Source organism: Mastigocoleus sp. MO_188.B34, assembly GCF_030065675.1.
Taxonomy (GTDB): Bacteria; Cyanobacteriota; Cyanobacteriia; order Cyanobacteriales; family Nostocaceae; genus Mastigocoleus.
Map to the genome: position 1 here is coordinate 24600 of NZ_JASJDK010000042.1, position 12866 is coordinate 37465.

9 protein-coding genes are annotated in these 12866 nt (G+C 40.1%); 6 read left to right on the forward strand and 3 right to left on the reverse strand.

The features are described 5' to 3' along the window. Positions 1–325: 325 nt before the first annotated feature. From QNJ50_RS12305 to QNJ50_RS12320, 4 genes are all read left to right on the forward strand, one after another. Complete coding sequence (locus tag QNJ50_RS12305) at positions 326–2593, forward strand: transglycosylase domain-containing protein (protein ID WP_300635668.1); 2268 nt, start codon at positions 326–328, stop codon at positions 2591–2593. A gap of 174 nt (positions 2594–2767) precedes the next feature. Next, entirely contained in the window at positions 2768–3175 is a 408-nt protein-coding gene (locus QNJ50_RS12310; RefSeq protein WP_300635670.1) for a Rieske (2Fe-2S) protein, read from the forward strand. A gap of 507 nt (positions 3176–3682) precedes the next feature. After that, positions 3683–3994: a hypothetical protein gene (locus tag QNJ50_RS12315; protein ID WP_300635672.1), complete on the forward strand. Its 312-nt coding sequence runs from the start codon at positions 3683–3685 to the stop codon at positions 3992–3994. 204 nt (positions 3995–4198) lie between these two features. Then, positions 4199–5926 carry a succinate dehydrogenase/fumarate reductase flavoprotein subunit gene (locus QNJ50_RS12320; protein WP_300635674.1) on the forward strand — a complete coding sequence of 576 codons (1728 nt, stop codon included), beginning with the start codon at positions 4199–4201 and terminating at the stop codon, positions 5924–5926. A 365-nt stretch (positions 5927–6291) separates the two neighbouring features. Here QNJ50_RS12320 and QNJ50_RS12325 read toward each other — a convergent pair whose 3' ends face one another. Continuing rightward, positions 6292–7188, reverse strand: a complete 897-nt coding sequence (locus QNJ50_RS12325; protein ID WP_300635675.1) for a tetratricopeptide repeat protein — start codon at positions 7186–7188, stop codon at positions 6292–6294. A 375-nt stretch (positions 7189–7563) separates the two neighbouring features. Here QNJ50_RS12325 and QNJ50_RS12330 point away from each other — a divergent pair, with 375 nt between their 5' ends. Then, complete coding sequence (locus QNJ50_RS12330; protein WP_300635676.1) at positions 7564–8604, forward strand: hypothetical protein; 1041 nt, start codon at positions 7564–7566, stop codon at positions 8602–8604. 83 nt (positions 8605–8687) lie between these two features. Here the strand turns inward: QNJ50_RS12330 and QNJ50_RS12335 are convergent, their stop codons facing one another. Next, the gene (locus tag QNJ50_RS12335) at positions 8688–8813 is read right to left on the reverse strand and encodes a hypothetical protein (protein WP_300635677.1); all 126 of its coding nucleotides are present in this window, start codon (positions 8811–8813) and stop codon (positions 8688–8690) included. Between the two features lie 219 nt (positions 8814–9032). Next, on the reverse strand, positions 9033–10202 hold the full coding sequence (locus QNJ50_RS12340) for a homocysteine biosynthesis protein (protein ID WP_300635678.1): 1170 nt from the start codon (positions 10200–10202) through the stop codon (positions 9033–9035). 468 nt (positions 10203–10670) lie between these two features. Between QNJ50_RS12340 and recQ the strand changes: the two genes are divergently transcribed. After that, on the forward strand, positions 10671–12818 hold the full coding sequence (gene recQ, locus QNJ50_RS12345) for a DNA helicase RecQ (protein ID WP_300635679.1): 2148 nt from the start codon (positions 10671–10673) through the stop codon (positions 12816–12818). Positions 12819–12866: the final 48 nt, after the last annotated feature.

The window sequence follows — 12866 nt, forward strand, 5'->3', positions numbered from 1 at the left end:
ATTGAGTCACAATTTTATCATGACTTCAGCGATCGCGACCTTGCAAAAATATCGAACTTCGAGTTAAATCTTCCTGAATGAGGGTATACAAACTATAATTATCTGACAATCTCAACCCAATGACAGCATTATTGATGACAACACAATGTAGCAAACAAGACAACTAAAAAAATTGGCAGAGATTGTATTGTTATGTTTATCGCAATTGGAAACTATTCCGTAGAGCCGATGTATCCGACGGCTGATTAGTAGAATGGTGGAATAATCAGCATCGTAAGTTGCAGTTCGCCCGATTCTTCAGTAATAACCCTGGTGTGAATAGTCGATGAGTTCCTCCCAACCCCCACAAAAACCAAAAACCTTCCTTGGTCAAATGACTCAAGCAGTACAGACATTTCAAGCGAGGGTTGATTTTTCTAAACTGGCACTCAAGCCAAATGCTAGAGTACCGGAATTATTAGTGCAAGATACCGGGACGGATAAGGCAGAGGTATACCCGCTACTGGGGGATTGCTACGTACTAGGTCGTAGTTCTAAGTCCTGCGATATCATTGTACGCAATCCAGTTGTCAGCCAAATTCATCTGTCCCTATCCCGGGATTCAACACAACGCAAGCCCACGTTTATTATCGAAGATAAAGGTTCAACTAATGGAATTTATCGCGGTAAGCGCCGTGTCAACTCCCTGGAACTGCGACATGGAGATGTCCTTACCTTGGGACCGCCAGAATTAGCGGCTTCCGTGCGACTCCAGTATATTGACCCACCACCTTTATTGTTTAAGGCTATAACTTTTGCCGGTTATGGGGTTGTTGGCGTTACAACTTTAATTGCATTGGTAATTGGTATTGAGTGGTTAAAATTTCCCGTACGACCTTTACCGGGAGCTACAAGGGCACCTGTAATTATCTATGCTGGTGATGGGGAAACTCCCTTACGCAGACCCAATAGTATTAAGCATGTAGATAAAAAGAAAATATCTGATTTTGGACCATATTTAGCTGATGCTGTCATAGCCTCAGAAGATAGCCGTTATTATTGGCATTTTGGAGTAGATCCTTTAGGGGTAACCAGAGCAGTACTAATCAACACCCGCAGTGGTGATGTTCAACAAGGAGCCAGTACAGTTACCCAACAAGTAGCACGCAGTTTGTTCCGCGATTATGTTGGAAGACAAGATTCTTTAGGAAGAAAATTACGAGAAGCAATTGTTTCCTTAAAATTAGAAACTTTTTACAGTAAAGACAAAATTTTGCTGACTTACTTAAATAGAGTTTATTTGGGGGTTGATACCTACGGTTTTGAGGATGCTGCTAATTATTATTTTGGAAAATCGGCTAAAGAATTAACTCTTGCAGAAGCTGCTACCTTAGTTGCAATTTTACCAGCACCTAATGGGTTTAACTTTTGTGGTAGTGCTAAGAGTAAACAATCAATTATTGGCTATCGTAACCGTGTAATTAAACGGATGCTAAGCCAGGGGAAAATTAGAGAACAAGAAGCAAATCGCGCTCGTCGTTCGGCTATTGAAATTGATCCTAAAGTTTGTGAGAGACAAGCAGGAACGATCGCGCCTTATTTCTATACCTATGTCTTTCAAGAATTAGAATCTATTTTGGGACGAGAACTCGCCACAGAAGGAAATTTAATTATCGAAACCCAATTAGATCCAAAAATCCAAAAACAAGCAGAAACTGAATTAAAAAATCATGTGAGTAATGCTGGCTCAAGATTTCGCTTTTCCCAAGGAGCAATAGTAACTCTTGATTCAAGTACTGGTGGGATTTTGGCAATGGTGGGGGGTACCGATTTCAAAACCAGTCAGTTTAATCGTGCTTTTCAAGCAAAACGACAGCCCGGTTCAACCTTCAAAGTTTTTGCTTATACTGCTGCACTGGAAAAAGGTATTTCTCCAGGAAGAAATTATTCTTGTAGTTCTTTAGTGTGGCAGGGTTTTAGGTATAAACCTTGTCGAATAGGTGGTACTGGTAGTTTAGATGTTGCAACTGGTCTTGCTCTTTCAGAAAACCCAATAGCCTTACGTCTAGCACAGGATGTAGGACTTGATAATGTAGTGGAAACCGCTCAGCGTTTGGGGGTAAAATCCAAACTCGATCCAGTTCCTGGATTAGTCTTGGGTCAAAGTGTTGTTAATGTCTTGGAAATGACCGGGTCTTTTGCTGCTATTGGCAATCAAGGCTTGTGGAATCGCCCCCATGCCATAAGTAGAATATTAGACAGCAGCGATTGTCCGGATAACAACCCAAAAAACTGTCGGGTTATTTATTCCTTCGATCAGGATCGGGAAGCTAATAAAAGGGTTCTTAAAACTAGTATTGCTAATAGAATGACTGGGTTGCTACAGCAGGTGGTTACCAGCGGTACCGGTCGTGGAGCACAAATTGGATTGAGAGCCGCAGGTAAAACCGGAACCACTGATAGAAATGTTGACTTGTGGTTCATTGGCTTTGTCCCCAGTCGAAGGATTGCAACTGGTATTTGGTTGGGAAATGACAATAATTCTCCCACACGAGGTAGTAGCGCCCAAGCTGCACAACTTTGGGGAAGTTATATGGGTAAAATATTACCCTGAAAATCACTTTTGTTAATCAGAAATACCAGTAATTTTCCCAAAAAAAATTACAGCCAAAATCACCCAATCTTAGTATTTTTTTGTAAGCTAGCATAATCCTGTTTTACCCATCCCTATAGAATTTTAGTGTTAAATAAATAACTAAAAAATCTAGGGTTAAATAACGGAATACAGATGAACAGACGTGATTTTATTTCTTGGGTTGGTGTAGGTGCATTAGCAAGTTTTTTACCAGTTACTATTGCTGCTTGTTCCTCTCCCCGCACGATCAAATATTGGCAAAAAGTGGCTAGTAAAGCAAATTTAGATGCTAATAAACAACTACTTCAGGAGGGGACTGCTTTTGGTAAAGTTTTGTTAGTTCAAACATCAAATACAGATAATCCCATAGCTGTCGATCCTACTTGTCCCCATGCTGGTTGTACAGTGGATTGGAACAGCGAGCGTCAGAAGTTTGTTTGTCCTTGCCATCAATCAGAATTTACTGCTGATGGTCAGGTAACAAGAGCACCAGCGAGAGCGCCTCTAACAACTTATGCTACCAAAATCGAAGGTGATGACATCTTTATCAAGTCAGTTTAGAGTCAAATCAATTTAGGTGTTTTTTATATCTTCCATGATTAGTAGTTGTTCTGTGTTTGTTTCTAACTTTTGAGAGATGAGTGTGGAAAATTTAAGAATTAGAGAGGTATCCAAAATATTTTCTAAAATTATTCTTTAAAACTAATGGCGTATTTTTCTAAAAGCGTATTTTTTAAGTGTTTACATTAAGATTTGTTGAACAAATATTATTTAATTATTTAATTACAAAAATCTCAAGTTTAGGGTCGTAAAATTTCCCAATTATTTTATTAGTATTAATTTTATTGACATTAATTACTTAGTTTATTCAAGCTTAATTCAATTGTTAACTTTTGTCACAATGTTCCACGATGTCGATTTTAAAACTGGCAATAATTACCCTGAATTAAGAGCTTGGCTGAGAGTTTATTAAGTGATATTACAATTGATGCAAAAATATTGAGAAATTGTCTGAAATAAAAACCAGGCTCTAAGGTAGAACTTAAGGAAAGTGACGAGACAAATCTCATGAATAATATTCAAAAATATCGTTTTGTCTGTACCCTAACTTTTGGCGATATTTATGGTCAGATTGTTGTTTGGTTAATTACGGTTACTTTGAGTTTGGCATCAGCCCTAGCTTTAATGGGTGCTAGACGTCCTGTATATGCTCTAGCCACAGTAGGTTTAGTTGTCTTGCTATCATTACCATTTTTGCTATTTGCCTTCGTAACCACCTTATTAAATCACGTAGAATTATCTGCTATAGATACTGAAAGTAGTATGGACAAAATACCGAGCAGTATTTCAGGACAAAGACCTGTACAAGCGAATAGTTAAATCAATAACTTGTTGGAAATAAAAATAACGAATTTACATATTTAAGTTATTCGTGGGTAGACTATAAACCAATACCTAATGTAACTATATTTCCCTGTTTGAAGCAGGGAATTTTTGTGTGTTTGAGTTGGGGGTTTGATAATTTTTATTAATTAGTAAGTACATAAAAATAAAAATTGCAATCTAGGATATCAGGGACTAATTATGCTTGAATTTGATGTAATTATTGTTGGGGGTGGATTGGCTGGGTCTCGTGCTGCGGTTGAAATTGCCAAAACCAATCCTAGTTTGAAAATTGCAGTTGTAGCTAAAACTCACCCGATTCGTTCCCATTCTGTCGCAGCACAGGGGGGTATTGCTGCTTCGTTAAAAAATGTTGATGAGCAAGATAGCTGGAAAGCCCACGCTTTTGATACAGTTAAGGGCTCCGACTATTTAGCAGATCAAGATGCAGTAGAAATTCTCACTCGGGAAGCACCTGATGTTGTGATCGATTTGGAGCACATGGGAGTTTTATTTTCCCGTCTACCGGACGGACGTATAGCCCAACGTGCTTTTGGTGGACATTCCCACAATCGAACCTGTTACGCAGCAGATAAAACAGGTCATGCAATTCTCCATGAGTTAGTAAATAACCTACGGCGCTTCGGGGTAACAATTTTGGATGAATGGTATGTGATGCGCTTAATTTTGACTGAAGGTCAAGCAAAAGGCGTGGTAGCCTACCGAATTCTTGATGGACATTTGGAGGTAATTCGGGCTAAGGCTGTAATGTTCGCCACTGGGGGTTATGGTCGAGTTTTTAATACTACTTCCAATGATTATGCTTCCACTGGTGATGGCTTGGCGATGACGGCTTTGGCGGGATTACCTCTAGAAGATATGGAGTTCGTCCAATTTCATCCCACTGGTTTATATCCTGTAGGTGTACTCATTTCCGAAGCTGTGAGGGGGGAAGGGGCTTATCTGATTAATTCGGAAGGAGAAAGATTTATGGCGAATTATGCTCCTTCTCGCATGGAACTAGCACCACGAGATATTACCTCTCGAGCAATTACCTGTGAAATTAACGCAGGACGGGGAATTAATTCTGATGGTAGTGCTGGTGGTCAATTTGTGCACCTAGACTTGCGACATATGGGTAAAGAAAAAATCATGAGTCGCGTCCCCTTTTGCTGGGAAGAAGCACACCGTTTGGTAGGAGTTGATGCGGTAATAGAGCCAATCCCGGTACGTCCAACCATTCATTATTGTATGGGTGGAATTCCTGTTAATACTGATGGAAGGGTTCGGGGTAGCGCCGATACCCTAGTGGAAGGATTTTTTGCTGCGGGAGAAAGTGCTTGTGTTTCGGTTCATGGAGCCAATCGTCTAGGTAGCAACTCTTTGTTAGAGTGCGTAGTTTATGGACGTAGAACCGGCGCTGCGATCGCTCAATACATCCAAAATCGCAAATTACCTACCATAGACGAGCAAGAATACCTCAAACAAGCAAAAGAAGAAATTCAAAATTTGTTAAATCAATCTGGAAAATATCGCATTGGAGAAATTCGTCAAGCTTTCCAAGATTGCATGACCCAATATTGTGGTGTTTTCCGTACAGAAGCATTAATGAGTAAGGGATTAGAAAAAATTCAGGAACTACAACAGCAGTATGCAGAAATATACTTAGACGACAAAGGTAGTGATTGGAATACAGAAGTTATCGAAGCCCTAGAATTAAGAAGCTTGATGGTGGTAGGTAAAATGATAATGACATCAGCCTTGAATCGCCAGGAAAGTCGCGGGGCTCATTGTCGAGAGGATTATTCTCAAAGGGATGATACTAACTTTCTCCGCCATACGATGGCTTATTATTCAAGCGCTGGTATTGATATTCGGTATGCTCCTGTAAATATAAGTATGTTTCAACCCCAAGAACGGAAATATTGATTGGGAAATTGGGGATTGGGGATTAGGTGATTGGTTTATAAGTTATTATGACCTTTGATGCAGTCTCCAATCCTAGCCTTCGTGTCAGAAATAGTAAGATAAGCAAATGCTGAGGTAAACACATCAGAAAAAATACCGAAGTATAAAAATGTTAATTATAGAAATATTTTTCTGGTTTTCCTCGAAGCATTTTTATTAATATTTACTGCTGAGTGGGGAGACAGGACGTAAATTGCCACTATTACTTTAGCGGCAAGGAAATAATTCTGTAACAGTGATTTCAGGTGCTATTTTAGAACAAATTTGTGCTGCGATCGCAGTCACTTCTGGACGACTCCTAAATAAACAAATATCCGAACGTCAACTCACTCTTTAGAAGTTTTTTTGGAAGGAGGTGTTTCAGTTGTGGAAGCTTTAGGAGTTGGGGTTGGAGTGCTATTTGCCTGACGATTAATTTCATCCTTGTACTTAGCAGGCGCTAGTTCTGCAGCTTTAGTAAACAATGGTTTTGCTTCATCTACTTTTCCTTGTTGCTTAAGTAATAATGCTTTTGCCATCACCGGACGAAAATCTTGTTTATCATTTTTAATGGCGATATCAAAAGCAGCGATCGCCTCCCCATAGCGATTTTCCTTAGCATAAACACTACCAAGTAAAGTCTGAACTGCTGTAACATCAATACTGCCTGGCTCAACTTTATTTGCTTTTGTTGCAGTAGAGAGGTTATCTTTCAACAAGCTAATAGCTTGCTGAGGTCGTTTTTGTTGGAGCAAAAGACTAACATATGCTTCTAGCACCTTGGAGTCGCCCGGTTTCGTTTTCAAAGCGGAACGAAAGGCTTTGGCTGCGCCTTCCTTATCCCCCACTTGCTGCTTAGCTTGACCGAGCAATACAGCATATTCTGCCTGTTCAGGAGTTTTTTTTACTAACTTTTCTAAATCTTCAATTACCGCTTTTATGTCACCTTGTTTTAGACTTAATAGCTGTAGCCTTGCTTCAATGAGGCGCTTGAGAGCAGCTGTATTTTCTGGCTCCTCCTGAGACAAACGTTGATAAAACTGTACGTCTTTCGTGAGTTTGGAGATTTGTGCTGCTGCAGGCGAACTCGTTTTGAGTGTGTTTCTCACAGTAGCAGTTTCTTCGTTTGAGGATTGTCCGTTGTTAAAAGCAGCGATCAGGGGAGCAAATGAAACCCCTATAAAAGCGACAGCCACAAATCCTAGAACTGAATACAACATCCAGCGATTGCGTGCTTGAGACACAAAATTTTCCTTTACTCTAATTTACAAATTATGGACTGTAAAAATTGAAAAACTCAAAAAATTTACAAACTTTGCGGAATACCATGAATTGCTTGTGAACTTTATAACAAACAGGCATTTGAACAGCCAAGTCTAGCAATGATTTTAGGATAAATTGTTGGATTTGTAGCTATGGTATGCTTCCGAAACTAGTATAAAGGCGCTAAATTACACATTTAGTGTGTGTATGCATTCCAAATGCGTTTTTAGTATCACACACTGTGCGATTGGGTGGCAAATTGAATTTATTTACTTCGATCTGCCGCGCAAAAGCTTTTGAGAACCGCAATATTATAAGTCCCGTTATGGGATGTGTCTCCGCCGCAAGGAGTTTTTATGAATTCCGACCTGATGCCGTCACCTGAATCTTCCAATTCCACTGCCCCTGATCAGGCAGAAAATAATCCTGATCAGGCAGAAAATAATATTGTTAAACCGGCGCTCGAGCATACGGATGCTCCCACAGCTGAAGTTGACAATTCACAGACTAGCCATACCGATGCTGACGAAAATAAAAGCAATGATAGTCGTCAGCAACCAATTCCACCCCCTAGCGAACCGATGCAATACCGAGCCATCGGATTAGTTAGAGGGCGTTATCAAGCTAGTACCGAACAATTTACCCAAGGCTTACTGCTGACCGCAGATGGTACAGAATTAAATGCTGTGCTTCTCGGTCGAATTATGAGTTTGGTAAAAAATCACCTTTCTCTAGAGCAAGAGCACTTATGGGTAGTTTATCCCCGAACCAGACAAGAAAATGACCAGTTACACGTCCAAATAGTTGGTGTTTGGGAGCCAGAAAATCTGGCGAAAAAATCCCCAGATGCGCTTAAAGAATCTGAAGCTTCACCACAAGAAGAAATGGAAGAAGATCCATCTTCTTCAGAAACTGATAAAAAAGCAACAGATAACTTTGTTCCTTCATCAGAAGTTGCCGATGGTGGTTTCTCCATTCGAGGTGAAGTTGTTTACCAATCCTATGGCGATGAAAGCCTGGTTGTAAAAATTAAACAAGCTCCTCGGAAAGCATCTGATAAACCCAAGTATTTCAAGGTTAAACTGAAGGGCAAACTGGATACCAAAGCAGTTGGTAAATTCTGGGATTTTGAAGTAGAGCGCCAAGCCGATAACTTAACAATCGGTAAAGCTGAACTAATTGCCGATTTACCGAAAAAACGCAATCCGTTCAACAATAAGTTTAAGAAAAAGCGCTTTGACCGAGGGAAAAAACCATTCCGCAGACAAGATGGGGAAAAAACTCGTCCTGTCAAGAGAAGTGATAGTCCAAGACCATCATCAAGACCTGCTGCACCTGCTGCAGAAAATAGACCTACTCCAAAGCCAGTAAAACGCCAAAAACCTCAACAGGAGTAGTTAAAACATGGCTAAAGCCAAACAGTACCTATAGCTGCGCTACCTACGGATCCGGTATACTTTGCTAAAGACTAAGGCGATCGCTAATTGGTCATAGCATCGCGTGCTCCTTGTGGTATATCGTAATAACCCGGTGCGATGAATCCAGGGGATTGTAATGATGATGCTGCGTATTTTTTTATTTCATCAATAAATAAATTATACGGCACGCCCACTCTCAGGGCGTTCCGTCGCAGCCACACCGTAGGTGCTTAAAACTACTAAAAGTGGAGGATTTGCTTCCAAATTAATTACCAATCTAAGTTAATTACCAATCTAAATTAATTACCAAATAGCCTTATTAATTCCAAATTACCTTTTTTATGAGGGCACACTGCAGCAAAATGCTGCTAGACGCCCACTATAGTTAACAAGTTATTGCTTCGAATTCAAAATTCTGTCCAACGATTTTGGGGTAAAAAAGTTCGCTCTGTAGGAATTTGACAAACTGGTTCTGTAAGATTGAAGTTACCAGCTTCGATCCATTGTTTTAACTCTTGGGCTACTTGAATTGATAGATATAAGCTTACTAAAGGGGCTACGCGCACCGTTCTACCTTCAATAACGATCCGTCCTGATTTAAGTTGAGCGTAACTTACTAAGCCAAAGGTAGGACGTACCCTGCGAGGGATGGAAAAATCAACAATTGGTGCGACTAGGTCTTTGTCTTCGACAGCACATCTAACAACCACTTCTTCGTTTAGTATTGGTAGGGGTACTCCCACACCCAACATCAAAGAAGGACCATAATTTTTGAAGTAACAGCCCCTAACCCAGCGCGAATCCATCTGTTTCGCATCGCCGATCAAAGCTAAGGTTGCTGCTGGTCCTACAGGTGTTCGATTGGGTAAACGTTTTTGTAAGGGAAAGTGTTGAGTCCCTTCCCAGGTGACATAACCCACACCACCACCAAGAAAAATTCGCGTACCGATACCAACGAGTTGTAAATCTGGGTCATTGAGTAGAGGAGAGATTGCACCAGCATTAGAATAAACTGCATTACCCAAACGCGGATGTAAAGGCCCAAGGTAGGTATGCAGCATGCGTTCTCCACCATTGACGCCAACAATAAAATTTTGATAAATATTGCGGGGATTAAATAAATAAAACTGATTGATTGTTTCGCGGGTAATTGCAGCCTCAAAAGTTCCCCGTGGATAACAGTCTGTTACTTGTCCTTGTGCGCGTACTTGTACGAGCTTACCTGCGATTAAATCTTCTATAACATGACCGCCACCACGTTCTTTGAGTTCTTCCCCTTCTTTTTGTTCTACGGGACAACTAGCACCCAAATATAAATCTACTGCCCCAAAGCCAGAATATGCAGGTACTCCATCTAACCAGCAGCGACGAATTTTAATTGGTGGATCGGTATGACCTAAATTAATCACAGCTCCACTAGATTCCATTGGTTCAAAAGTACCAGTGGTCACCACATCAACTTGTTTGGCTACAGCTGTAACACCTTCTTCTGCAACTTTTGCTTTTAATTCTTGTGCGGTGAGGACTACCGCTTTTTTGCGGTTGATTTTATCATTTATTTCCGCAATTGTTCGCATATTAAATCAGTGAAATAGTGATAAGAAAGGGAAAGTGAATTATTTTCTCTTGTTTCCTATTGTTTGCTAAATAACATCCATTTTAGCGACATGCATTAAGTCATTCTGACAAGTTCTGCATGGTACTGGGAAAAGTTCTGAACACACTGAGCAAAATCAGCGTATCATACCCATACTCTCAGGTGTATCTCTATGGGAAGAGTGTTAATATTTTTGGATCAAATGCTCAGATAGCAAGATTTTTGAGTTTAATTGGACACAAATCATTTTTACCTCATAAAAAATATAAAGACAAAACAATTTAACCAACAATAATTGATAACTAGTAACTGTAGCCCCTAAGGGCTCGGCGTTAGCCATAAACTGTTAGCAAAGTGTACGTGGTCTAGCGTAAGCGTACTGTAATTATTGCCCATTAACTGTAGGCGTTAGCCATAAACTGGTAACTGATAACTGGTAATTGATAACATGTCTGATTATCCTCATCTTGAACAAGCACTAAAACATCACTTTGGTTACGATAGCTTTCGTCTCGGACAGCGTGACATTATTACTCAGGCGCTACAAAACCGAGATTTACTAATTGTGATGCCGACAGGTGGGGGTAAGTCTTTGTGCTTTCAGTTACCAGCACTACTCAAAAAAGGTTTGACGGTGGTGGTATCACCTTTAATAGCTTTGATGCAAGATCAGGTGGAAACACTACGGAAAAATGGAATTTCGGCAACATTTCTCAACAGTAGTCTTAATTCCTATAAAGTGCGATCGCGGGAACAATATATCCTCGGTGGCAAAGTAAAATTACTTTATGTTTCTCCAGAAAGATTGCTCAGCGAAAGATTTCTTCCTTTTCTAGATTTAGTACATCATCAAATAGGAATTTCCACATTTGCCATTGATGAAGCCCACTGCGTTTCTGAGTGGGGACACGATTTTCGCCCTGAATACCGTCAGTTGAGTTCGTTGCGACAACGTTATCCCGGAGTTCCCACATTAGCACTTACCGCCACAGCTACCGATCGCGTCCGGGGTGATATTATTAATCAGCTCCAACTCAAACAACCAAACGTTCATATTGCCAGTTTTAACCGCCAAAATATTTACTACGAAATTCGCCCCAAAAAGAAATATGTTTACACCGAACTATTAGAAATTATTCGAGAAACTGAAGGTTCGGGAATAATCTATTGTTTAACCCGCAAAAAGGTAGAAGAACTAGCATTTAAACTCCAACATGACAAAATTTCTGCCCTTCCCTACCATGCGGGTTTAAGTGATGCAGAACGTAGCGAAAACCAAACCAAATTTATTCGCGATGATGTTCGGGTAATGGTAGCAACAATTGCTTTTGGAATGGGAATCAATAAGCCAGATGTGCGATTTGTAGTTCACTATGATATATCCCGAAATATTGAAAGTTATTACCAAGAATCTGGAAGGGCTGGTAGGGATGGAGAACCATGCCGATGTACAGTTTTTTACGGCTACGGCGATCTGAAAACTATTGAATGGAGCATTAATCAAAAAACCGATCCCCAAGAACAATTAATAGCCAAACATCAATTACGGCAGATGATTGACTATGCCGAAGGTACTGACTGTCGTCGGACAATTTTACTCGGTTATTTTGGCGAACAGTTTACCGGGAATTGTGGCAATTGTGATAACTGTCGCCATCCCAAGCCAGTTGAAGATTGGACAATTGAAGCCATGAAATTTTTATCCTGTGTGGCGCGCTGCAAGGAAAGATTTGGCATGACTTACATTATTGATGTGTTGCGGGGATCGAAGAATCAAAAAATTATCCAAAGAGGACATGAAAAGCTTTCTACTTATGGAATAGGTAAAGATAAAAGCGTCGATGAGTGGCGAATGCTGGGACGTTCTTTACTACATCAAGGTTTACTCACCCAAAGTGCGGACGGTTACGGTGTTTTAAAACTGAATACCCAGAGTTGGGAAGTTATGCGGCGACAGCGACCAGTTTCCATTGCAGTTAGTCCACAACGAACAGCAGCATGGGAAACAGAAAGTCCTAAAGCTATAGAAGCTGAGATGTTGTGGCAAAGATTACGAGAATTGCGCAAACAACTAGCAGATGCAATTGGTGTTCCACCATATGCCATTTTTGGCGACTCCACCTTGAGATTAATGGCGCAAGTTAAACCGAGAAATAAGCAAGAATTTAGCAAACTTTCTGGAGTCGGTAGCCATAAATTAGCACAGTATGGCGATAAATTTATGGCAGAAATTCGTACTTATTGCCAAGAAAATAATTTACCGGAAAATGATTCTATTTCCTTGCAAGCAACAGCAACATACACTGAATTACAAACCTTAGAATTACACAAACAAGGATTAAGTATTAAAGAAATTGCTCAACAACGTAATCTAAAAGCGAGAACAGTTATCGGTCACCTTTCTGACTTAATAGAAAAGCATCAACCAGTAGATATAAATTTATTAGTTCCAGTAGAAAAGCAGGAAAAAATTCAACAGGTATTAGAAACTTTAGGAAATGTAGCTCTAACACCAGTCAAAGAATATTTAGGCGATGATTACAGCTTTGATGAAATTAATTTGGTGCGGGCGATGTGGCGCAAAAATAAACAGTGATGGGCAGAAAGATTTCTAGAAAAATAAAGGTTTTAGGTTGTTTTCCTG